This is a genomic window from Cupriavidus sp. Met-2, assembly GCF_049843575.1.
In the GTDB taxonomy this organism is placed as follows: domain Bacteria; phylum Pseudomonadota; class Gammaproteobacteria; order Burkholderiales; family Burkholderiaceae; genus Cupriavidus; species Cupriavidus metallidurans.
Genome location: NZ_JBBHZL010000006.1, coordinates 210,364 through 232,121, shown reverse-complemented (window position 1 = coordinate 232,121; position 21,758 = coordinate 210,364). Strand labels below are relative to the sequence as shown.

16 protein-coding genes are annotated in these 21,758 nt (G+C 64.1%); 8 read left to right on the top strand and 8 right to left on the bottom strand.

Going from position 1 to position 21,758, the window contains the following annotated elements; translation table 11 throughout:
- Positions 1 to 2: 2 nt before the first annotated feature.
- From WD006_RS15605 to folD, 5 genes are all read right to left on the bottom strand, one after another.
- The gene (locus WD006_RS15605; RefSeq protein ID WP_011515968.1) at positions 3 to 1,814 is read right to left on the bottom strand and encodes a SulP family inorganic anion transporter; all 1,812 of its coding nucleotides are present in this window, start codon (positions 1,812 to 1,814) and stop codon (positions 3 to 5) included.
- Between the two features lie 3 nt (positions 1,815 to 1,817).
- On the bottom strand, positions 1,818 to 2,615 hold the full coding sequence (xth, locus tag WD006_RS15600; protein WP_011515969.1) for an exodeoxyribonuclease III: 798 nt from the start codon (positions 2,613 to 2,615) through the stop codon (positions 1,818 to 1,820).
- On the bottom strand, positions 2,612 to 3,067 hold the full coding sequence (locus WD006_RS15595; protein WP_011515970.1) for a hypothetical protein: 456 nt from the start codon (positions 3,065 to 3,067) through the stop codon (positions 2,612 to 2,614). Before WD006_RS15595 ends, xth begins: the two co-directional genes overlap by 4 nt.
- Positions 3,068 to 3,105: 38 nt before the next feature.
- Positions 3,106 to 5,208, bottom strand: a complete 2,103-nt coding sequence (locus tag WD006_RS15590) for a M3 family metallopeptidase (protein WP_029308121.1) — start codon at positions 5,206 to 5,208, stop codon at positions 3,106 to 3,108.
- A 133-nt stretch (positions 5,209 to 5,341) separates the two neighbouring features.
- Positions 5,342 to 6,199: a bifunctional methylenetetrahydrofolate dehydrogenase/methenyltetrahydrofolate cyclohydrolase FolD gene (folD, locus tag WD006_RS15585; RefSeq protein WP_011515972.1), complete on the bottom strand. Its 858-nt coding sequence runs from the start codon at positions 6,197 to 6,199 to the stop codon at positions 5,342 to 5,344.
- A 169-nt stretch (positions 6,200 to 6,368) separates the two neighbouring features.
- On the opposite strand from folD, the gene WD006_RS15580 reads away from it, so the two are divergent.
- Positions 6,369 to 7,064, top strand: coding sequence for an energy-coupling factor ABC transporter permease (locus WD006_RS15580; protein WP_011515973.1), 696 nt, complete (start codon positions 6,369 to 6,371; stop codon positions 7,062 to 7,064).
- A gap of 97 nt (positions 7,065 to 7,161) precedes the next feature.
- Here WD006_RS15580 and WD006_RS15575 read toward each other — a convergent pair whose 3' ends face one another.
- Both WD006_RS15575 and WD006_RS15570 read right to left on the bottom strand, forming a co-directional pair.
- A complete protein-coding gene (locus WD006_RS15575; protein WP_008650428.1) occupies positions 7,162 to 7,794 on the bottom strand; it encodes a response regulator transcription factor in 633 nt (210 codons plus the stop codon).
- A gap of 137 nt (positions 7,795 to 7,931) precedes the next feature.
- A complete protein-coding gene (locus tag WD006_RS15570; RefSeq protein WP_029308120.1) occupies positions 7,932 to 10,544 on the bottom strand; it encodes a PAS domain S-box protein in 2,613 nt (870 codons plus the stop codon).
- Positions 10,545 to 10,981: 437 nt separating this feature from the next.
- Between WD006_RS15570 and aceE the strand changes: the two genes are divergently transcribed.
- From aceE to lpdA, 4 genes are all read left to right on the top strand, one after another.
- Positions 10,982 to 13,669, top strand: coding sequence for a pyruvate dehydrogenase (acetyl-transferring), homodimeric type (aceE, locus tag WD006_RS15565; RefSeq protein ID WP_008650425.1), 2,688 nt, complete (start codon positions 10,982 to 10,984; stop codon positions 13,667 to 13,669).
- A gap of 201 nt (positions 13,670 to 13,870) precedes the next feature.
- The gene (gene aceF, locus WD006_RS15560) at positions 13,871 to 15,529 is read left to right on the top strand and encodes a dihydrolipoyllysine-residue acetyltransferase (protein ID WP_029308119.1); all 1,659 of its coding nucleotides are present in this window, start codon (positions 13,871 to 13,873) and stop codon (positions 15,527 to 15,529) included.
- A 63-nt stretch (positions 15,530 to 15,592) separates the two neighbouring features.
- Complete coding sequence (locus WD006_RS15555; protein WP_011515977.1) at positions 15,593 to 16,189, top strand: MFS transporter; 597 nt, start codon at positions 15,593 to 15,595, stop codon at positions 16,187 to 16,189.
- A gap of 39 nt (positions 16,190 to 16,228) precedes the next feature.
- On the top strand, positions 16,229 to 18,007 hold the full coding sequence (lpdA, locus tag WD006_RS15550) for a dihydrolipoyl dehydrogenase (RefSeq protein WP_029308118.1): 1,779 nt from the start codon (positions 16,229 to 16,231) through the stop codon (positions 18,005 to 18,007).
- A 266-nt stretch (positions 18,008 to 18,273) separates the two neighbouring features.
- Here the strand turns inward: lpdA and phaP1 are convergent, their stop codons facing one another.
- Positions 18,274 to 18,852, bottom strand: coding sequence for a TIGR01841 family phasin PhaP1 (phaP1, locus tag WD006_RS15545; protein ID WP_011515979.1), 579 nt, complete (start codon positions 18,850 to 18,852; stop codon positions 18,274 to 18,276).
- A gap of 434 nt (positions 18,853 to 19,286) precedes the next feature.
- Here phaP1 and WD006_RS15540 point away from each other — a divergent pair, with 434 nt between their 5' ends.
- The 3 genes from WD006_RS15540 to WD006_RS15530 all read left to right on the top strand — a co-directional run bounded on the left by WD006_RS15540 (position 19,287) and on the right by WD006_RS15530 (position 21,491).
- Entirely contained in the window at positions 19,287 to 20,210 is a 924-nt protein-coding gene (locus WD006_RS15540; protein WP_104669778.1) for a histone deacetylase family protein, read from the top strand.
- A 106-nt stretch (positions 20,211 to 20,316) separates the two neighbouring features.
- On the top strand, positions 20,317 to 20,763 hold the full coding sequence (locus tag WD006_RS15535) for an acyl-CoA thioesterase (RefSeq protein WP_024570904.1): 447 nt from the start codon (positions 20,317 to 20,319) through the stop codon (positions 20,761 to 20,763).
- Positions 20,764 to 20,795: 32 nt separating this feature from the next.
- Positions 20,796 to 21,491, top strand: a complete 696-nt coding sequence (locus WD006_RS15530; protein WP_008648595.1) for a nitroreductase — start codon at positions 20,796 to 20,798, stop codon at positions 21,489 to 21,491.
- Positions 21,492 to 21,758 lie beyond the last annotated feature (267 nt).

Below are 21,758 nucleotides of genomic sequence, written 5' to 3'. Positions count from 1 at the left end.
GCTCAGGCAGAGGCCGCTGCGTCTGACGCGTTGGCTTGTGGCGAGCGCGGCACGGCTCCCGGGCGCTGCGCGCATTCCTCGAAGATGCGCGCCTGGCATTGCGCGCAGATGTCGGGCGAAAGACTGCCGATGATCGTGTGCAGCGCCTGTCGCTTGGTGGGGAAGATGTGGTCGTCGCCGAGCTTGGCGGTGAAACCGGTCTGTTCCCAGGTCTCGAGGACCTGCGTGCGCGGACGGTGGAAATAGAGGTTGCCGCCGGCTGCACGCCGCTCGGCCAGCTCGGCTTCCCACATCTCCGCGCCGGCCAGGTCGATGAAGTTCATGCTCTTGGTCATCGCCAGCAGATGCTTCTGGCTGGCGTTGACCGTGCGCAGCCAGTGCAGGCGATCGGTGACGTATTGCACGGCGCCGAAGTAGATCGCGCCTTCCATGCGCAGGAGCTTCAACTGCGGACATTCCGGTTGGGGTCGGCGCAGTTCGTCCAGCGGTGTGAAGCGGCGGCCAGGGTCATCGGCATCCGGCACGAGGCTGCGCACGGCGGGGCGCGAGGTGCGATACAGGTACGCGACGAGCGACAGAATCGTGCCGAGCAATACGGCCATCTCGAGCCGGATCGCCAGCGTGGCGACGAACGTGCCTACCGCAATCGCGAACTCGGTGCGCGAGAGTCGCGCGATACGGCGCAGGCGCTGGAAATCGAACAGGCCCCAGGCCACGAGCAGCAGCATGGCCGAGATCGCCGCCAGCGGAATCTGCGCCAGCAGCGGCGCGCTGACCATGACGAGCACGACCAGCAGCAGCGCAGAGAACACGCTGGCCAGAGGCGTCTGCGCGCCGGCCTCGAAATTCGGGACCGAGCGGTTCAGCGATCCACAAGAAATGTAGCCGGAGAAAAATCCGCCCGCGATATTCGACAGCCCCTGGCCGATGAACTCGCGGTTGGCGTCGATGTGCTGGCCCGAGCGCAATGCCACGGCCTTGGCAATCGAAATCGACTGGCCGAGCGCGACGATGGTCAGTGCCGAGGCAATGCCCAGCAGGTCAGGCACCGTGCGCCAGTTGATGTCGGGGATATGGAATGGTGGAATCGCCGATGGAATCGGCCCCACCACGTTCACATGCCTGGCGGCGCCCCAACCAGTGGAGTTGAGCAGCAGCGCAACGCCGTAGCCGGCGAGCAGGCCGATCAGCATGAAGGGCGCGCGGCGCGAGATCCGTTTGACGAGCAGCGTGACCGCCAGCGTCACGGCGCCGACGATCAACGCGCTACCGCTGACCGTGTCGAGATTGTCGAGCAGGAAGCGCACCACGCCGAATGCGCTCGTGCCGGTTGGCACGGCAAGCCCAAGCAGATCCTTCAGCGCGTGAAGTCCGATCAAGGTCGCGGCGCCACAGGTGAAACCGAGTAGAACCGATGGCGAAATGAAATTGGCGAGCGATCCGAGCCGGAGCGCGCCTACCGCCAGTTGCAGGATGCCGACCAGCATCGTGACCGCCAGCGCCAGCGAGATATAGGCGGGGCTGCCCGCAAATGCCACCGGACTCAGCATGGCGAACAGCGCGAGGGAATTGGCGTTGGTCGGTCCCGACATCACATGCCAGCTCGAGCCGAACAGGGCGGCGACGATGCAGGGGATCACGGCCGTATAGATGCCGTACTGGGGGGGTAGACCCGCCAGCGTGGCAAAGGCCACGCCCTGCGGTAGCACCAGCACCGCGCCAAGCAGTCCGGCAACCAGATCGGCGCGCAGCGTCAGCGGCGTGACGCGCGGGAGCCAGGGAAACCAGCGCGTCAGGGCCAGATTCGCACGCATCGGCTAGCCGAGCGTGAGCGTGGCCACGACAGGGGTGTGGTCAGACGGCTGCTCCCAGCGGCGCGGCTCCTTGTCGATGACACACGTCGCGCACTGCCGCGCCAGGTCGGCCGAAAGCAGGATATGGTCGATACGCAACCCGGCATTGCGGCGGAAACCCATCATTCGGTAATCCCACCACGAGAACATTTTCTCGGGCTGTTCGAACATGCGGAAGGAGTCAACCAGACCCAGGCCGATCAATGTCTGGAACGCGTCGCGCTCCTGCGGCGAGACCAGGTTCTGGCCCTCCCACTTGGCCGGGTCGTGGACGTCGCGGTCTTCCGGGGCGATGTTGAAGTCTCCCAGCAGCGCGAGTTTCGGATACCGGGTCATTTCGGCGCGCAGCCACTCGATCATGGCCTTGAGCCAGTCGAGCTTGTAGACGAACTTGTCCGAGTCCAGCGCCTGGCCATTTGGGAAGTACGCGCTAATCAGACGTACGTCGCCGTACGTGCCGGCGATCACGCGTTGCTGCGCATCCTCATAGCCGGGAATGTTGCGCACCACGTCAGTCGGCACGGGCATGGCCGCGTTGCGTGCCAGGATCGCCACACCGTTGTAGGTTTTCTGACCTGTGAAGATGCTATGGAAGCCGGCCGCTTGGAGTTCGGCCAGCGGGTACTTGTCGTCGGGCAGCTTTAGTTCCTGCAGGCACAGCGCATCGATCGGCGTGCCCGCGGCATCCTGCGCGCCTAGCCATTGCAGCACCTGCGGCAGACGTACCTTGAGGGAGTTGACGTTCCAGCTTGCGATTCTCATATCTCGTTTTTGTTTGGATTGTCGTTGTCGCCGTGCGCGTCGCCGATGGCGTCCATGCCGCCAAGCAGTCCGCGCTGGTCCAGGATCGCGTAGGCGATTTCCGGATGGGTATCCATGCTGCGGCGGATCGCGGCCGGGATCGCCTGCCGGGTCTTGCGGCACAGGCCTGGCTGGTCCGCAAGTTCAATGCGGAAGCCGCGCGTCGTGCGTACCACGTTGTCGCTCGGCGTGATGCTGACCTCGATACCGAGCAACTCGCGCATCCTCGCCTTCATCCGCTCGAGTTCATCGAGTGTGGCAACGTTCTCCAGCCGGTCCACCAGCTTTTTCTCTTCCTGCTGCGTCAGTTGCAGGATGCGCAGATCGGCGTGGGGGTCCGCAAGCAGCGCGTCGCGATTGCAGACACAGGCGCCCGGTGGACATTCCTTGCGAATCGGGAAAGGAATGTTCATGGTCCGGGCGCTTGGGGGCAGGGCGGGGTGGGTGGCGGTCAGGCAGCGACTGCTGCTTCCGTCATGCCACCGTGCCGCAGCAGTGCGTCGATCTGCGGCGCGCGGCCGCGGAACGCCACGAACGATTCCATCGCCGGGCGGCTACCGCCCACCGACAGGATCTCGCGGCGATAACGCTCGCCGGTGGCGCTGTCGAGCACGCTGCCGGAGAGCTGCGCGGCTTCCTCGAATGCTGCGTAAACATCGGCGGACAACACTTCGGCCCACTTGTAGCTGTAGTAACCGGCGGCATAGCCACCCGCGAAGATGTGGCTGAACGTATTCGGCCAGCGCGACAGCGGCGATTGGGGCACCACGTGCTTCGCGTCGTTGATCTGGCGCGACAGCTCAAGCACCGATGCCGCACCCTGCGGGTCGTAGTCGGTATGCAGGTGCATGTCGAACGACGAGAACACGATCTGGCGCAGCGTCATCATGCCGTTCTGGAAGTTCTTCGCGGCCAGCATGCGATCGAACAGCGCGCGCGGCAGCGGTGCGCCGGTTTCCACGTGGGCCGTCATCGTCGACAGCACCTCGTATTCCCAGCAGAAGTTCTCCATGAACTGTGACGGCAGCTCCACGGCATCCCATTCCACGCCGTTGATGCCGGACACGCCGAGGTCGCCCACCTGCGTCAGCATATGGTGCAGCCCGTGGCCGAACTCGTGGAACATCGTGATCACTTCATCATGCGTGAATAGCGCGGGCTTGTCGCCGACCGGCGCGGTGAAATTGCAGGTCAGGTAGGCCACCGGCGTTTGCACGGTGCCGTTGCCGCGTTCCTTGCGGCCACGCGCATCGTCCATCCAGGCGCCGCCGCGCTTGCCTTCGCGCGCGTACAGGTCAATGTAGAACTGGGCGAGCAGCGCGCCCTGGGGCGACACCACGCGGAAGAAGCGCACGTCCTTGTGCCAGGTCTGCGTCGTGTCCGGCTGGATGCGGACCGAGAACAGCTTCTCGGCCACGCCGAACAGCCCTTCGAGCACCTTCGGTTCCTGGAAGTACTGCTTGACCTCGTCGTCGGAGAACGAATAGCGCTTCTGGCGCAGCTTTTCGGACGCGTAGGCGACATCCCACGGCGCGACGTCGTTCAGGCCGAGTTCGGCCGCGGCGAACTCGCGCAGTTCGCTCCAGTCGTGTTCAGCGAACGGGCGGGCCTTGACGGCCAGTTCGTCGAGGAACTTGAGCACTTCGGCCGGCGACTCGGCCATTTTCGGCACCAGCGAGACTTCGCCATAGTTGGCGTAGCCCAGCATATGCGCCTCTTCACGGCGTAGCGTCAGTTGCTCGCGCATATTGGCCGTGTTGTCCCAGTCGGCCTGACCATTGCCGTGCCGCGGGCCCAGTTCCGAGGCGCGCGTGACGCTGGCCTCGTACATGGTCTGGCGCAGCGCGCGGTCGTCCGCATACTGCAGCACCGGGAAGTACGACGGAAAGTGCAGCGTGAACTTCCAGCCTGCCTTGCCATCCTTCTGGGCGGCCAGCGCCGCGGCTTCCTTTGCGTCGGCCGGAATACCGGACAGGCGTGCCTCGTCCTCGATATAGAGGGCGTAGCCATTGGTGGCATCGAGCACGTGGTCGGAGAACGCCTTCGACAGTTGCGCCTGCTGTTCCTGGATCTCGGCAAAGCGCGGCTTCTTGTCCTCGGCCAGTTCGGCGCCGCCCAGGCGGAACCCGCGCAGCTCGTTCTCGAGCAGTTGCTTGCGCGCCGGCGAAAGGCCTGCGAACTCGCGGCCGGCGGCGACGGCCTTGTACTTCTCGTACAGGGCCAGACTCTGGCCCAGCGATGACCAGAATTCGGTCATGCGGGGCAGGTTGTCGGCGTGTGCCTTGCGCAACTCGGGGGTGTCGGCTACGGCGCTGAGATGCCCGACCACGCCCCAGGCGCGGCCGAGCGGCTCCGTGGCGACCTCCAGTGCCTCAACGGCGCTGGCCCAGGTGGCGGGGGTGGCCGGGTCCTCGGCGCGGGCGACGGCTGCCTGCGCCTGGGCGAGCAGCACGTCCAGCGCCGGGCCAATGTGCTCGGGCCGGATCTCCGCGAAGCGCGGCAGGTCGGAGAAATCAAGCAGAGGGTTGCTGGCGCGGTCGGTAGTATCAGTCATGGTGGCAAATTCCGATTGGCTGCCGGGATGCGGCATCACACGTGCAAGATGAGGCCTATGCGCCGAAATATCCAGTACGACTTAGCTATTGGCGCAATTGGCCCATCGCTCAGGCCATCACCTAGAGCATCACTCAGGCGATGCCGGCTTCGCGTTCCGCGGCTTCCAGCGTGTTGATCAGCAGCATCGTGATCGTCATCGGGCCGACGCCACCCGGAACCGGGGTGATATGGCCGGCCACTTCGCGCACACCGGCGAAGTCCACATCGCCGCACAGCTTGCCGGCGTCGTCACGGTTCATGCCTACGTCGATCACCACGGCGCCCGGCTTGACGATGTCGGCAGTAATGATGTTGCGGCGACCCACGGCAGCGACGATCACGTCGGCGTCGCGGGTATGGGCGGCGAGGTCGCGCGTCTTGCTATTGCAGATCGTTACGGTTGCGCCAGCCTGCAGCAGCATCATGGCCATCGGCTTGCCGACGATGTTCGAGGCACCCACCACCACGGCACGCGCGCCGCGCAGCGGGTACTGGATCGATTCGAGCATCTTCATGCAGCCGTACGGCGTGCAGGGGCGGAACAGGGGGGCGCCGGTCATCAGCGCGCCGGCGTTGGCCACGTGGAAGCCGTCGACGTCCTTTTCCGGGGCGATGGCTTCGAGCACCTTGTGGCTGTCGATATGCTTGGGCAGCGGCAGTTGGACCAGGATCCCGTGGATCTTCGGGTCGTTGTTCAGTTCGTCGATGCGGGCCAGCAGGTCGGCTTCGGACAGGTCGGCCGGGTAGCGGTTCAGCGACGAATAGAATCCGTTGTCCTCGCACGCCTTCACCTTGTTGCGCACATAGACCTGGCTGGCGGGGTCCTCGCCCACGAGCACCACGGCCAGGCCGGGCTGGTGGCCGGCCGCGGTCAGGCGGGCAGCGCGCTGGGCGGCCTCGGCGCGGATTTGTTTGGCAAGGGCGTTACCGTCGATCAGGTGAGCGGACATGGGGATACGTGACTGGAGAGGCTTGGGGAAACGGGGAGCGACGCCGGCGGGGGTCGCCAGCGTCGCTCGTGAAACCCGGATTATAAAGGGGTTGATCAGAATCAGAACGGGCTGCCTGGCTTGATCGGATACAACCCGGTTTCTGGCCGGGGCTGCTAGCATCCGCCCGATGCAGATCGACGATTCCTCACTTCAGGCCCTGTTGGCAACCTGGCCGCTTCCGACCCTCTCCGTGGCGATGCTCGCCTGGGTGGTGTCGCAGCGGCCATGGCGGCTGCTGCGGCAGGAACCGCTCCAGCACGCCTGGCTCGGCGGGCTCGTCTTCCTGACCTTGCTGTGGTCGGCGCGGGCGACGGTCGGGACCGGGGTCGTGGTCCAACTGATGGGGGCCCCGCTGGCGGTGACGATGTTCGGGCTGCCGCTGGCGATGCTGACGCTGGCCATTGTCGATCTGGTGTCGCTGCTGGGGCTGGCTTACCTGGCGGGGCAGGGCTGGGCGGATATCGCCTGGGTGTCCCTGGCGCCGCGCTTCATCTGGATGGCGGCGGCTCCGGGGTTGCTGACTGCCGGGCTACAGGCCGTGATGCGACGCCGACTACCGCGCCACCCGTTCATCTTCATTCTCGGTCACGGCTATTTCGCCCCGCTGGTGGCCGCCATCGTCGCCGGCGGCCTTCGCACGCTCTGGCAGTTCCATTTGGGACCGCCCCATGCCGGGCTGACGATCGGGGACAGCCTGACCGGCGCCGTGGTGATCGGGTTCGGTGAGGCATTCCTGACGGGGATGCTGGTGGCGATCTTCGTCGTCTATCGCCCGCAATGGGTGCTGACGTTCACAGACGAGGACTATTTGACGGGGAAGTAACGAGCGGCCAAGGGAAGGACAAGCGCCGTTCGGCCGGCAGTGGGCAGGGAGGCGGCTCCTTCCCCCGCGACGGGGAGAAGGAGCGGCAAGGCGGGACTCAGCTATTGCGCGAGAGCGCCAGGCGCAACAGATCCGCCACCGTGTTGACGTTGAGCTTTTCCATGATGTTGGCGCGGTGCGCCTCCACGGTCTTGATGGAAATGCCCAGGTCGTCGGCGATCTGCTTGTTCAGACGGCCTGCCACGATGCGCTCGAGCACCTGCTGCTCGCGCGTGGTCAGCTTGCTCAGCAGGTCCTTGGCGGCACGTTGCTCGCGCGCGGCCGAGTGATCGGTGCGGGCTTTCTGCAGCATCCGTTCCACTAGCGAGCGCAGTTCCGATTCGTCGAACGGCTTCTCGATGAAGTCGATCGCGCCGCGCTTCATCGTCGAGACCGCCATCGGCACGTCGCCGTGGCCGGTGATGAAGACGATCGGGATGTCGATGTTCTCGGCGATCATGCGCTCCTGCAACTCCGGGCCGCTCATGCCGGGCATACGGACGTCCAGGATCAGGCACGAAACCTGGCTGGCGTCGTAGGCGGACAGGAACTGCTCGGCGCTGTTGAAGCTGCGCACCTGGTAGCCGTTGCCCTCGAGCAGCCAGGTCAGCGAGTCACGCATGGCTTCATCGTCGTCGACGATGAATACGGTCTCGCCACGATGAGGCGTGGGGCTGGGCGTTGCGGTCATGAAATCTCCTGGGGCAAAGTCGTTTGCAACGAAGTGTAACCGCCAGCGGCAGTGCGCAACACCCCGGGTGAACGATCCGGACGACCTCCCGATGCCCCGCGGCAGAGGGTCGTCCGCTTCGCCCGAGGGCATCCCCGTTACTGTTCGGGTAGCGCAGGCTGCAGCGGCAGGGTGATTTTAAACGTACAGCCGATGCCGTCCACATTGTTTTCTACCCACAGACGGCCTTGATGGGATTCGATGATCGAACGGCAGATATTCAGGCCCATGCCCATGCCGTCCGCTTTGGTGCTGAAGAACGGCTCGAACAGGCGCTCCTTGGTGGCTTCGTCCACGCCGGGGCCCTGGTCGATCACGTCGATACAGACGCTCTGGCCAAATTCGACGTTTTCTACGCGCGCGTGCAACCGTACCACGCCCGCGGCGCGCAGGGCCGGCATGCCGGCCATCGCTTCCACGGCATTCTTGAGCAGGTTGACCAGCACCTGCTCGATCAGCACCGGGTCCACGTAGAGCATCAGCGGCGGGGTCGGCAGGCGGGTCAGGATCGTGACGCGGCGCCGCGCGGCCTCCAGGTCGGCCAGGCCCACGGCATCGGCCACGATGTCGTGCAGCGAGGCTTCGCGCCGCTGCGGCTGGCTACGCTTCACGAAACCGCGAATGCGGCTGATGATCGTGCCCGCGCGCACTGCCTGTGCCGAGGTCTTTTCCAGCACCGGGATCAGGTCTTCCGGCGTGCTCCGGCCCGAATGCAGGCGAGCCACGGCGCCCATGCAGTAGTTGTTGATGGCCGCCAGCGGCTGGTTCAGCTCGTGCGCCAGCGACGACGCCATCTCGCCCATTGTGGTCAGGCGGCTCGTGAACTGCAGGCGTTCCTCGTGCTGGCGCGCCATTTCCTCGGCTGCCTTGCGCACCGTGATGTCGGTGGCGATCTGCATCTGCGCGAGGTGGCCGTCCACCCACTGGATATAGCGGCGGCGCACTTCAAACCATTTCTGCATGTCCGGCACGAACACCTCGCGGGCGTCGGACGCGTACGGCATCAGTTCCGAGGCGGGCAGGCCGGCATAAGCATCGACGAAGTCGGTGTTGTCGCTCGACATCTGGTCCTTGTCGAAGTCGTCCCCGGCCAGCTTCAGGTGGCCCTCGGCTTCCCAGCCGAAGAGCTGCCGATAGTAGCGGTTGGCGAACAGCAACTCGGCCTTGTCCGTGGCCAGCACAGATACAGCCGCGTCCAGGCTTTCCAGCACCGTCGTGAAGCGGTCGTGCGCGGCGGCGAGTTCCTCGCGGGCGCGCTTCGGCTCGGTGATGTCCGTCATCGAGCTCATCCAGCCCGTATGGCGGCCACGGCCGTCTACCAGCGGCGATACGTACATGCGGGCGAAGAAGCTGCTGCCGTCACGGCGCATGACGCGCATTTCATAGCCGGTGGCCGGCGACTTGCCCTGCAGCGTCAGGTCGATCTGCTTCTGCATCTCCTGCTGGTCATTGGGCGGCCAGTACGGGAAGGGCGGCACGCGGCCGACCAGATCGTTCTCGGTCCAGCCCGTCATGCGGCAGAACGCGGGATTCACGTAGGTGATTCGCCCGTTCAGGTCCAGTGCCCGCAGCCCGATCAGCATCGAGTTTTCCATCGCGCGACGGAACGAGGTTTCGGCCAGCAGGGCGCGCTGGGCTTCGGAGCGGCGGCTGGTATGGCGCCACATGCTCCACAGGCTCCACAGCAGGAAGCACGACAGGCCAACCACCAGCCACAGCAGCATGTTGTTGGGCAGGTTCGAGGGTGGCGGGTAGGCGTCGGCGCGCAGGGACAGCGAATGGCCCGGCGGGTCGAGCAGGACCTCGTAGGACAGGGCATTGCCCGGTACCGGCCGTACCGAGGTGCTGGCCCGGGTCTGGTTGTTCTTGTCGATCAGCGAGAAGCGGTAGCGCTCGGTCAGCTCCGGTGGCAGCAGGTGCGTCAGGATGCCGTTGATCGAGTAGAGCGCGCCCAGCGTGCCCAGGAACTCGTTATCGCGCACGATCGGCACTTCCATCAGCATGAAGCTGTCGCCGCGATCGTTCATAAGCGGCCGGGAATAGACCACACGCTGGGTCTCGCGCGCGGCGTCGAACGTGTCCAGGACCTCGGGCTCGAGCGGCTGATCGGCGGTTTCGCGCAGGCGGGCGGCGAATTCCGACGTCGATGGCAGCGACCAGCGGCCGCGCCGCGTGGCGTCGAGCCAGTTGATGAAGACGATCTCCGGGTTCTCGCGCAGGATTTCCTGTGCGGCCGTCCGGTAGGCGCCCTGGTCGAGCTGCGCGGCCGCGATATCCCGCGCCAGCGAGGCCAACTGGTCCTGGTTGCTCAGCAGGGACAGGCGCACGCGCTGCTGCGCCCAGGCGGCGTCGCGGTACAGCGCGTCGCGCTGCTGCTGGTGCTCGGTTTCGTGGAGCGACCAGAGGATGACGCCCATCGCTACCGTGAACAGCACGATGGCCACGAGCGGGATGAACATGAACCAGCTCGTAGCGACGAGATTGCGCCAGCGCGTGATCCAGAGGCGGCGGGGGGCGGCGGCCAGCGGCGTGCCGCCGTCCGTGCCATCGGTGCTGTCTTGTGCCTCGACCTGGGGGGCGCCATGAGCGTTGCCACCGTTGCTACGGTCGGCATGGACTACCCCGTGAGGGGCATCGCTGACGGCGCCGGCAGGGTTCGGAGGCAGAATGGCCGTGCGCAGGCCGGAGAGAATTCGTTTGAGAAACTGCATAGGGGATTGACGGCTGACCGAGCAGTTTATCCACTTTATTGCGGTGCGTCGCTTGGGGAAAGCGCCTACACGGCACAGTATTTGCGCGCTGGTCGCGAGGCCTTGCGAGACGGACACGATGCGATTTCTGATGCACTGCCGCAATATTTCACATTATAAGAAATGACTTCGTAATCTGAAAATTTAGCTTGTCAGCACTTGCTGTGCTTCCATAGAATCGCTTCGACCGATCAATGCGGGCGGGCGCACTGCGCTTGCTGAGTACAGGATCCGGGCGATGAACGCGTCATCAGCCCCACGGAGGATCCGGCTTTGGCCTACCGATGCCAGGGCAAGGCTTGGCGCTCCGCCGCGACGTCACAAACCGTCAAGACCGGCCGCTGGAGTCCCGCGCTTCGCTGTGTGGGCACCGGGCAGGAATTCACCAGGAGACAGTCATGTCCGCTGTACCAGAGCAGATCCTCGGCGCCAGCAGCGCCAACGACGCAGATCCCCAGGAAACGCACGAATGGCTGGACGCCCTGCAGGGCGTCCTCAACGCGGAAGGCACCGAGCGCGCCGCGTTCCTGATCGACAAGCAAATCGAATACGCGCGCGTGAACGGCGTTACCCAGCCGTTCCATGCCGAAACGCCGTACATCAACACCATCCCGGTGGAGCAGCAGGCCCGCATTCCCGGCGACCAGGACATCGAGCACCGCATCCGCTCGTACACGCGCTGGAACGCGATGGCCATGGTGCTGCGTGCCAACAAGCACACCAACGTCGGCGGCCACATCTCGTCGTTCGCCTCGGCGGCCACGCTCTATGACGTGGGCTACAACCACTTCTGGCGCGCCCCGTCGGAGCAGAGCGGCGGCGACCTCGTTTTCGTGCAGGGCCATTCGGCACCGGGCGTCTACTCGCGCGCCTTCCTGCTAGGCCGCCTGACGCCCGAACAGCTCGACAGCTTCCGTCAGGAAGTGGACGGCAAGGGCATCTCGTCGTACCCGCACCCGTGGCTGATGCCGGACTTCTGGCAGTTCCCGACCGTGTCGATGGGCCTGGGCCCGATCATGGCGATCTACCAGGCCCGCTTCATGAAGTACCTGGCCAGCCGTGGCCTGGTGAACGCCGGCGACCGCAAGGTATGGGCGTTCCTGGGTGATGGCGAGACCGACGAGCCGGAATCGCTGGGCGCGATCGGCATGGCCGGCCGCGAGAAGCTGGACAACCTGGTTTTCGTGATCAACTGCAACCTGCAGCGCCTGGATGGCCCGGTGCGCGGCAACGGCAAGATCATCCAGGAGCTGGAATCGGAATTCCGTGGCTCGGGCTGGAACGTGATCAAGCTGATCTGGGGCAGCCGCTGGGATCCGCTGCTGCAGCGCGACACCAAGGGCCTGCTGATGAAGCGCATGATGGAATGCGTGGACGGCGAGTACCAGACCTTCAAGGCCAAGGACGGCGCCTACGTGCGCGAGCACTTCTTCAATACGCCGGAACTGAAGGCCATGGTGGCCGACTGGTCCGACGACGACATCTGGCGCCTGAACCGCGGCGGCCATGATCCGCACAAGGTCTACGCGGCCTACAAGGCGGCTAGCGAGCACAAGGGCCAGCCGACGCTGATCCTGGCCAAGACCATCAAGGGCTATGGCATGGGCGATGCCGGGCAGGCCATGAACGTGGCCCACCAGCAGAAGAAGATGCCGGTGGACGCGATCCGCGCGTTCCGCGACCAGTTCAACATCCCGGTGGCGGACGACAAGCTGGAAGAAGTCCCGTACCTGACCTTCCCGGAAGGCTCGAAGGAACTGGAGTACATGCGCAAGGCGCGCATGGACCTGGGCGGCTACCTGCCGGCCCGCCGTATGAAGGCCGAGGCGCTGAAGGTGCCCGAGCTGTCGGCGTTCGAAGCGCTGCTCAAGGCCACTGGCGAAGGCCGCGAAGTGTCCACCACGATGGCCTTCGTGCGTATCCTGAACACGCTGCTCAAGGACAAGCAGGTCGGCAAGCACGTGGTGCCCATCGTGCCGGACGAGTCGCGCACCTTCGGCATGGAAGGCCTGTTCCGCCAGGTTGGTATCTGGAACCAGGAAGGCCAGAAGTACGTGCCGGAAGACCATGACCAGTTGATGTTCTACAAGGAATCGCAGACGGGTCAGGTGCTGCAGGAAGGCATCAACGAAGCCGGCGCCATGTGCGACTGGATCGCCGCCGCCACGTCGTACTCGACGCACGGCGTGCAGATGATCCCGTTCTACATCTACTATTCGATGTTCGGCATCCAGCGTATCGGCGACTTGTGCTGGGCCGCCGCCGACATGCGCTCGCGCGGCTTCCTGCTGGGCGGCACCGCTGGCCGCACCACGCTGAACGGTGAAGGCTTGCAGCACGAGGATGGTCACTCGCACGTGTTCCACGCTGTGATCCCGAACTGTATCTCGTACGATCCGACGTTCCAGTACGAACTCGCCGTGATCATGCAGGACGGCCTGCGCCGCATGTATGCCGAACAGGAAGACGTGTACTACTACCTGACGGTGATGAACGAGAACTACGAGCATCCGGAAATGCCGGCTGGCGTGGAACGCGACATCGTCCAGGGCATGTACCAGTTCCGCAAGGGCGTGGAGAACAGCAACGCGCCGCGCGTGCAACTGCTGGGCTCGGGCACGATCTTCCGCGAGGTGATCGCCGCCGCCGACCTGCTCAAGAAGGACTGGGGCGTGGAATCGGATCTGTGGAGCTGCCCGAGCTTCACCGAATTGGCCCGCGAAGGCCAGGAAGTTGAGCGTCACAACCTGCTGAACCCGACCGGCACGCAGCGCGAATCGTTCGTCGCCCAGAAGCTCAAGGGCGTGCGCGGTCCGGTCATCGCGTCCACCGACTACATCCGTGCGTTCGCCGAGCAGATCCGTCCGTTCGTGCCGCGTCGCTACGTGGTGCTGGGCACCGATGGCTTCGGCCGCTCGGATACCCGCGAGAAGCTGCGCCACTTCTTCGAAGTGGACCGCTACTGGGTCACGGTGGCCGCGCTGAAGGCGCTGGCTGACGAAGGCGCGATCGGTCGCGAGAAGGTGGCCGAGGCCATCAAGAAGTACAACCTCGACCCGAACAAGCCGAACCCGATGTCGGTCTGACCCCGGACTTGCACGACTGAACCCCCGCAGCGCGGCACCCGCCGCGCCGCAGTGTGCCACCGGCTGACCCGGCGGCGCACCACGGCGAATGGTGATGCGCGGCAGCGTGACAGATGCGTGTGGCGAGAGTAACCTCGCCGATTGCGTTTGTCGCGTTTGTCGTATCTGGCCAGAGTGCCGGCTGCCCAGGAGAGACACTGAATGAGTCAAGCGATTGAAATCAAGGTGCCGGATATCGGCGACTACGACGCCGTTCCCGTCATCGAAGTGCACGTGAAGCCGGGCGACACGATCAACGCGGAAGACGCGCTGGTGACGCTGGAATCCGACAAGGCCACCATGGACGTGCCGTCGCCGCAGGCCGGCACGGTCAAGGAAGTCCGGATCAAGGTGGGCGATAGCGTTTCCGAAGGCTCCGTGCTGGTGATGCTCGAGCCCGCAGGCGCCGCTGCCGCCGCTCCGGCTCCCGCAGCCGCTGCTGCTCCGGCAGCTCCGGCCCCTGCCGCCGCGGCACCCGCGCCGGCGGCTCCCGCTGCCCCGGCTCCGGCCGCTGCCCCTGCTGGTGGTGGCACGGTCGAGGTCAAGGTGCCCGATATCGGCGACTACGACGCCGTGCCGGTCATCGAAATCCACGTCAAGGTGGGTGACCAGATCAACGCCGAAGACGCGTTGGTGACGCTGGAGTCCGACAAGGCCACCATGGATGTGCCGTCGCCGCAGGCCGGCACGGTCAAGGAAATCAAGGTCAAGGTCGGTGAAAACGTCGCCCAAGGCACGCTGATCCTGATCCTGGAAGCTGCTGGCGGTGCTGCCGCAGCAGCTCCGGCCCCGGCAGCCGCCCCGGCGCCTGCCGCTCCCGCGCCCGCACCGGCGGCCGCGGCGCCGGCACCTGTTGCCGCGCCGGCCGTCGCGCCAGCGGTGCAGGGTACGACCGGCAAGGCCGCACACGCCAGCCCGTCCGTGCGCAAGTTCGCGCGCGAGTTGGGTGTCGACGTGTCGCGTGTGCCGGGCACCGCTCCCAAGGGCCGCATCACGCAGGAAGACGTGCAGAACTACGTCAAGAGCGTCATGAGCGGCCAGACTGGCGCGCCGTCCGCACCGGCTGCCGCCGCTGGCACGGGCGTGGGCCTGGACCTGCTGCCGTGGCCGAAGGTGGACTTCACGCGCTTTGGCGAAGTGGAGTCGAAGCCGCTGTCGCGCATCAAGAAGATCTCTGGCGCCAACCTGCATCGCAACTGGGTCATGATCCCTCACGTCACGAACTGTGACGAAGCGGACATCACCGAGCTCGAGGCATTCCGCGTGCAGCTCAACAAGGAAAACGAGAAGACTGGCATCAAGGTGACGATGCTTGCGTTCATGATCAAGGCCACCGTTGCGGCGCTCAAGAAGTTCCCGAACTTCAACGCCTCGCTGGACGGCGACAACCTGGTGCTGAAGAAGTACTTCAACATCGGTTTCGCGGCCGACACCCCGAACGGTCTGGTCGTGCCGGTGATCAAGGACGCCGACAAGAAGGGCGTGCTCGAGATCAGCCAGGAAATGAGCGATCTGGCCAAGCTGGCGCGCGACGGCAAGCTGAAGCCTGACCAGATGCAAGGCGGCTGCTTCTCGATCTCGTCGCTCGGCGGCCTCGGTGGCACGTACTTCACGCCGATCATCAATGCGCCGGAAGTGGCCATCATGGGCGTGTGCAAGTCGTATATGAAGCCGGTGTGGGACGGCAAGCAGTTCGCCCCGCGCCTGACGCTGCCGCTGTCGCTGTCGTGGGATCACCGCGTGATCGACGGTGCCGAGGCCGCACGCTTCAACACGTACTTCGCGGCGCTGCTGGCGGATTTCCGCCGGATTCTGCTGTAAGCATCGGCAACGCCCGCCAGCGAACCTGGCGGGCGCGTCTGCATTGCATTCAAGGGGCGAGCCATGACTACCTGCGTTGTCGTCAGGAAAGGTGACGAGGTGGCGATCGGTGCCGATGCGCTGGTGACATTCGGCGATACGCGGCTGTCGCGCGCTTATGAGCGGAACCAGAAGGTGATTCCCGTTGGCGACAGCTTCGTCGGGCTGGCAGGCACCACCGCGCATTTCCCGGTCATGCGCAGCTTGCTGACGGGCATGGGCGAGGAATGCCGGCTGCATACCCGTGACGATGTGTTCCGAACCTTTCTCAAGGTGCATGAAAAGCTCAAGAACGAGTATTTCATCAACACCAAGGAAGACGAGGACGACCCCTACGAGTCATCGCAGATCGTCTGCCTGATCGCCAATTCGGGCGGCATTTTCGGCGTTTATTCGTACCGCGAGGTGTTTTCGTTCGATCGTTTCTGGGGCATTGGCTCGGGCCGCAACTACGCGCTCGGCGCCATGCACGCGGTGTATGACCGCACGGACCTGGATGCCGGAGCGATCGCGAGGATCGGCGTGGAAGCGGGTATCGAGTTCGACAAGAGTTCGGCGGCACCGATCGACGTGCACACGGTACGGCTGCAAGTGGCAACCAACAAAGACGGCGCGGCCTGATCCCAAGGCGGGCAGGGCGCGCATCCCAGGAGGAAGAACATGAGTGTGATCGAAGTCAAGGTGCCGGATATCGGCGATTTCGACGCGGTGGAAGTGATCGAGGTGCTGGTCAAGGCTGGCGACACGGTCGAGGAAGAACAGTCGCTGATCGTGCTGGAGTCCGACAAGGCCAGCATGGAAGTGCCGTCGTCGGCCGCCGGCAAGGTCGTGGACGTCAAGGTCAAGGTGGGCGACAAGGTCGCGAAGGGCACGCTGATCTGCACCGTCGAAGGTGGCGCGGCGGCGGCTCCTGCCCCGGCGCCGGCGGCGGCGCCCAAGCCCGCGGCTGCGCCTGCTCCGGCGCCGGCAGCGGCTCCGGCGGCCGCCACGCATGCCGGTGGCGCCGACATGCAGTGCGAAATGCTGGTGCTGGGCGCAGGCCCCGGGGGTTACTCGGCGGCATTCCGCTCGGCGGACCTCGGCATGAACACCGTTCTGGTCGAGCGCTATGGCACCCTGGGCGGCGTTTGCCTGAACGTGGGCTGCATCCCGTCGAAGGCGCTGCTGCACAACGCGGCGGTGATCGACGAGGCCAAGGCACTGGCCGCGCACGGCATCCTGTTCGGCGAAGCCAAGATCGATCTGGATGGCCTGCGGCACTACAAGGAAAGCGTGGTCGGCAAGCTGACCGGCGGTCTGTCGGGAATGGCGAAGGCCCGCAAGGTGCAGGTGGTGCGCGGCATCGGCACGTTCCTGGATCCGCATCATCTGGAAGTGCAGGAAACGGAAGGCGACAGCAAGGCCACCAATGGCAAGAAGACCGTGATCCGCTTCGAAAAGGCGATCATCGCGGCTGGCAGCCAGGCCGTGAAGCTGCCGTTCGTCCCTGAGGATCCGCGCATTTTCGATTCGACGGGCGCGCTGGAACTGCGCGACATCCCGAACAAGATGCTCGTGATTGGCGGCGGCATCATCGGCCTGGAAATGGCCACTGTCTACAGCACGCTCGGCGCGCGACTCGATGTCGTGGAAATGCTCGACGGCCTGATGCAGGGCGCTGACCGCGATCTGGTCAAGGTCTGGGACAAGGTGAACAAGCATCGCTTCGATAACGTGATGCTGAAGACCAAGACTGTCGGCGTGGAAGCGAAGCCGGATGGCATCTACGTGAAGTTCGAGGGCGAGTCCGCGCCGGCCGAGCCGCAGCGTTACGACGCCGTGCTGGTGTCGGTGGGCCGTTCCCCGAACGGCAAGAAGATCGGTGCCGAGAAGGCCGGTGTAGCAGTGACCGACCGTGGCTTCATCGATGTCGACAAGCAGATGCGCACCAATGTGCCGCACATCTACGCGATCGGCGATATCGTCGGCCAGCCGATGCTCGCACACAAGGCGGTGCATGAGGCACATGTGGCCGCCGAAGCCGCGCATGGCGAGAAGGCCTACTTCGACGCGAAGCAGATCCCGTCCGTGGCGTTCACCGATCCGGAAGTGGCATGGGCCGGCAAGACCGAAGACCAGTGCAAGGCCGAAGGCATCAAGTACAGCAAGGGTGTGTTCCCGTGGGCCGCTTCGGGCCGCGCGATCGCTAATGGGCGTGACGAAGGCTTCACCAAGCTGATTTTCGACGAGGAAACCCATCGCATCATCGGTGGCGGTATCGTCGGCACCCACGCGGGCGACCTGATCAGCGAAGTCTGCCTGGCCATCGAGATGGGCGCGGATGCCGTGGATATTGGCAAGACGATTCACCCGCACCCGACCTTGGGCGAGTCGATTGGCATGGCCGCGGAAATCTACGAAGGTGTGTGTACCGACGTGCCGCCGCCGCGCAAGCGCTGATTGCTGGCGCCGTAGTGAGAGAACCCGCCGATTCGGCGGGTTTTTTTTGTCTCGACTCTCCTGCGAGCACTGGGGGAGAACGCGACGAAAAAAAGCCCGGCCTCTGGTGGTCAGAGGCCGGGCTTGAACGATACCTTTTGGAATCGGGTACCGAGGAGACACCGGTACGAGGCGATCGGGATTGCCTCCGTTGGCAAAACGCCCCGCGTGGGCGGGGCGTTTTGCCAACGGACCGGCCAGAGCCGGCGCGTTGGTATTACAGATGCTTAGGCAGCAGCAGCCGACTTCTTGGTGGCGGTGCGGGCCGTGGCGCTGGCTTGCTGGGCAGCCTTGGTCGCGGCGGTGGCAGCGGCCTGGAAGTTGCTCTCAGCCATTTCAACGGCTTGCTTGGTAGCCTTCTGCACCGACTCGTAGGCGTTGTTGGCCGCCGAGATCGCCGACTTCACGATGGCTACGGTCGACTCCGAACCCGCCGGAGCGTTCTTGGCCAGGTTGTCGACCAGAGCTTGCACGTTCTTCGTGCCTTCGGCCAGTTGGGCTTCAGCAACCTTGGTGAACTCGCTTTGGGTTTCCGAAGCGATTTCGTACAGGTGACGCGTGTAGGCCAGGGTCTTCTCGGCAACCGGCTGCACCAGCGATGCCTGGATGGCCAGCAGTTCCTGGGCGTCCTTGGCGGTCAGCGCCTTCTTGGCGTTGTCGGCGTTCTCGGCCAGGGTGGCCTTGACTACTTGCAGGTTCAGCTCAACGAGCTTCTCCACGCCTTCGAAAGCCTTCGAGGTCAGGCCGAACAGGGTTTCGAGGTTGGCTTTTTGTGCGGCGGCAACTTGTTCCGGGGTCAGGATCATTGCGGGTCTCCAGTGGTGAGCTTCAAGGTCAAGCAAAAGTGAAATTAAGCCGCCCAGATGTCAAAGCCATGACTTCAGTGTCCTGGCCAGCCCGAGCGTGTGTCTCGTTTCTCGGCGCTGCCCGAAGGCTTTGATGCGCCGCAACAATTGCAATTCTAAGAGAACAACGATGAGTGTCAAGCGGTTTTTGTGCGTTGCACAAAAAATCACCCGGAACACCCCGTCGAAAGCGCATAGAAGTCGACGTATGGCGCGTAGGTTAAGGGTTTTTCCTGAGTCTGTCGCTTGATGCGGCGCGGGAGATCCTGGCGTTTTCTGGCGGTTTCGGCGATTGGTGTGCCGCAGCGGGAGGGGAGTGCTACCATCGCTGACTGCCCGGTCGGATAATGATGTCATTCAGGCACTTTCCGGGCCGCTCATCCTGCCCGATCCCGATGCTTGCCTTTTACGCCGATCATTTCGTCCTGCCGTTGCCGCCGGGTCACCGTTTTCCGATGCGCAAATACAGCATGCTGCGTGATGCGGTGGTGCGCGAGGTAGGCGGGGTGGAACTGCAAGAGGCGCCGCGTGCCGACGATGAAACACTCGCATTGGCCCACACCGCTGCCTATATCGAGGACGTTTCCATTGGCCAACTCGATGCCGCGCGTCAGCGCGAGATCGGCTTTCCCTGGTCGCATGAAATGGTGGAGCGTTCCCGGCGCTCGGCCGGCGCGACGATTGCCGCTTGCAGGGTGGCGCTGGAGCAGGGTATCGCGGCGAATCTGGCTGGCGGCACTCACCACGCGTACGCGGACAAAGGGGCGGGGTTTTGCGTATTCAATGACGCGGCGATTGCGGCGCGTCGCCTGCAGCGCGACGGCAGCGTCCGGCGTGTGGCGGTCATCGATCTCGACGTCCACCAGGGCAACGGTACCGCATCGATCCTGCGTGATGACCCGACGATATTCACGCTGTCGCTGCATGGCGAGAAGAACTACCCGTTTCGCAAGGAAGCTAGCGATCTCGACGTCGGGTTGCCGGATGGGTGCGATGACGGTACCTATGCCGTCGCGCTGGCGTCCGCGCTAGAAACCCTGTTCGCACGATTCGATCCCGATCTGCTGATCTACCTGGCCGGCGCCGATCCTCATGAGGGTGATCGCCTGGGGCGATTGAAGCTCACGATGGCCGGTCTCGCGCAGCGAGACAGCATGGTGTTCGAAGCGGCACGATCGCGTGGGTTGCCGGTCGCCGTTGCCATGGCGGGTGGCTATGGCAACCAGATCGAGGACACGGTCGCCGTGCATACGCAGACCATCATGCTTGCCGCGCGGTATCACGCACAGCTTGCCGCCGAACGCGCGAGCGTGTCATGAATCGATTGCAATCCGTTGGAACCTTGTGGCGGCCAGTGCGCTCATATCGAGCTGTCGTGCATCTGGCCGGTGCCGTTTGTCCGAGCCATTCCTGACCCCAATAACAATGAAGCCCGAACCCGACCGCCGCAGTGCCTACGCACACTTCCAGCCGATCACGACGCGTTGGATGGATAACGATGTCTATGGTCACGTCAACAACGTTGTCTACTACAGTTATTTTGATACGGTCGTTAACACGTACCTGATCCGGGCTGGTGTGTTGGACATCGAGGCGGGCGAGACGATCGGTCTGGTGATCGAGACGCAGTGCAACTACTTCTCGTCCCTGAGTTTTCCCGACACAGTGGTGGCGGGGCTGCGCGTGGCGAAGCTTGGCAATTCGAGCGTGCGCTACGAGGTAGGGCTGTTTTGCAACGATGATGACGTCGCCGCCGCCCAAGGGCATTTCGTGCACGTGTATGTCGATCGCGAAACGCGCCGGCCAGTGCCGCTGCCGCAGCCTTTGCGCCAGGCGCTCGAGGCGCTGGTGATTGGCCAGCAGGCACAGTGACCACATTAACAAAAACAAGGAGACCGCAGAGCATGTCGACCCCTGGTGACGCAGCGATCGTCGATCGCGCCATCACAACGCGCCGTTCGATCCGCGCATTCCTGGATACGCCGGTACCACGCGAGACCGTCGAGGAGATTCTTGCGGTGGCAAGCCGCGCACCCTCCGGTACCAACACCCAGCCGTGGAAGGTGTATGTGCTGGCCGGCGATGCCAAGGCCCGCCTGTGTGCGGATGTGCTGGCCGCGTACGAGGATCCCGAGCGTGATGCCAAGTACCGCGAGGAATATCCGTACTACCCGCGCGAGTGGACCAATCCGTATCTGGCGCGCCGCCGCAAGGTTGGTTGGGATCTTTACAGCCTGTTGCAGATCAGCCGCGAAGACAAGGCGCGCATGCACGAACAACATGCGCGCAATTTCCGTTTCTTTGATGCCCCTGTAGGCATGATCTTCACGATTGATCGGATCATGGAACAAGGAAGCTGGCTCGATTACGGCATGTTCCTGCAAAGCATCATGGTGGCGGCGCGCGCACGTGACCTGGATACGTGCCCGCAGGCCGCCTTTACGCAGTTCCACAGGATCATTGGGCAACACTTGCGTTTGCCGGAGGAAGAGATGGTGGTGTGTGGCATGTCGCTTGGATATGCCGACCCCGAGGCTACGGCCAATCAATTGACGACGGAACGTGAACCGGTCAGCGGGTTCGCGCGTTTTCTTTCCTGAGTCGCTGCCGGTGTCCTCAGGAATCGACGAAATCGACCGATATGGACGCCGAGGGCACTTTGATTTTGTAAAGGGTGGCTGGCTGTGCGGGGATGTCGACATGGTTTGTCGACGTGATGCCAGTTACACAGCAGCCGACCCAGCTGTTGTTTTTGGAGTTGCGGAAATGTGACGAAGTAGGCGCTTTTCCCGTGATGTGGAAATGTTTGCCAACCAAACTTTAACGAGCGCTTCTAAGTCATTAATCTTGCTAACAATTTCTTAATT

What these genes read in the sequence shown, in the direction of transcription:
- WD006_RS15605 (WP_011515968.1), bottom strand. Translation starts at nt 1,814, where the DNA reads ATGCGTGCGAATCTGGCCCTGACGCGCTGGTTTCCCTGGCTCCCGCGC.
- xth (WP_011515969.1), bottom strand. Translation starts at nt 2,615, where the DNA reads ATGAGAATCGCAAGCTGGAACGTCAACTCCCTCAAGGTACGTCTGCCG.
- WD006_RS15595 (WP_011515970.1), bottom strand. Translation starts at nt 3,067, where the DNA reads ATGAACATTCCTTTCCCGATTCGCAAGGAATGTCCACCGGGCGCCTGT.
- WD006_RS15590 (WP_029308121.1), bottom strand. Translation starts at nt 5,208, where the DNA reads ATGACTGATACTACCGACCGCGCCAGCAACCCTCTGCTTGATTTCTCC.
- folD (WP_011515972.1), bottom strand. Translation starts at nt 6,199, where the DNA reads ATGTCCGCTCACCTGATCGACGGTAACGCCCTTGCCAAACAAATCCGC.
- WD006_RS15580 (WP_011515973.1), top strand. Translation starts at nt 6,369, where the DNA reads ATGCAGATCGACGATTCCTCACTTCAGGCCCTGTTGGCAACCTGGCCG.
- WD006_RS15575 (WP_008650428.1), bottom strand. Translation starts at nt 7,794, where the DNA reads ATGACCGCAACGCCCAGCCCCACGCCTCATCGTGGCGAGACCGTATTC.
- WD006_RS15570 (WP_029308120.1), bottom strand. Translation starts at nt 10,544, where the DNA reads ATGCAGTTTCTCAAACGAATTCTCTCCGGCCTGCGCACGGCCATTCTG.
- aceE (WP_008650425.1), top strand. Translation starts at nt 10,982, where the DNA reads ATGTCCGCTGTACCAGAGCAGATCCTCGGCGCCAGCAGCGCCAACGAC.
- aceF (WP_029308119.1), top strand. Translation starts at nt 13,871, where the DNA reads ATGAGTCAAGCGATTGAAATCAAGGTGCCGGATATCGGCGACTACGAC.
- WD006_RS15555 (WP_011515977.1), top strand. Translation starts at nt 15,593, where the DNA reads ATGACTACCTGCGTTGTCGTCAGGAAAGGTGACGAGGTGGCGATCGGT.
- lpdA (WP_029308118.1), top strand. Translation starts at nt 16,229, where the DNA reads ATGAGTGTGATCGAAGTCAAGGTGCCGGATATCGGCGATTTCGACGCG.
- phaP1 (WP_011515979.1), bottom strand. Translation starts at nt 18,852, where the DNA reads ATGATCCTGACCCCGGAACAAGTTGCCGCCGCACAAAAAGCCAACCTC.
- WD006_RS15540 (WP_104669778.1), top strand. Translation starts at nt 19,287, where the DNA reads ATGCTTGCCTTTTACGCCGATCATTTCGTCCTGCCGTTGCCGCCGGGT.
- WD006_RS15535 (WP_024570904.1), top strand. Translation starts at nt 20,317, where the DNA reads ATGAAGCCCGAACCCGACCGCCGCAGTGCCTACGCACACTTCCAGCCG.
- WD006_RS15530 (WP_008648595.1), top strand. Translation starts at nt 20,796, where the DNA reads ATGTCGACCCCTGGTGACGCAGCGATCGTCGATCGCGCCATCACAACG.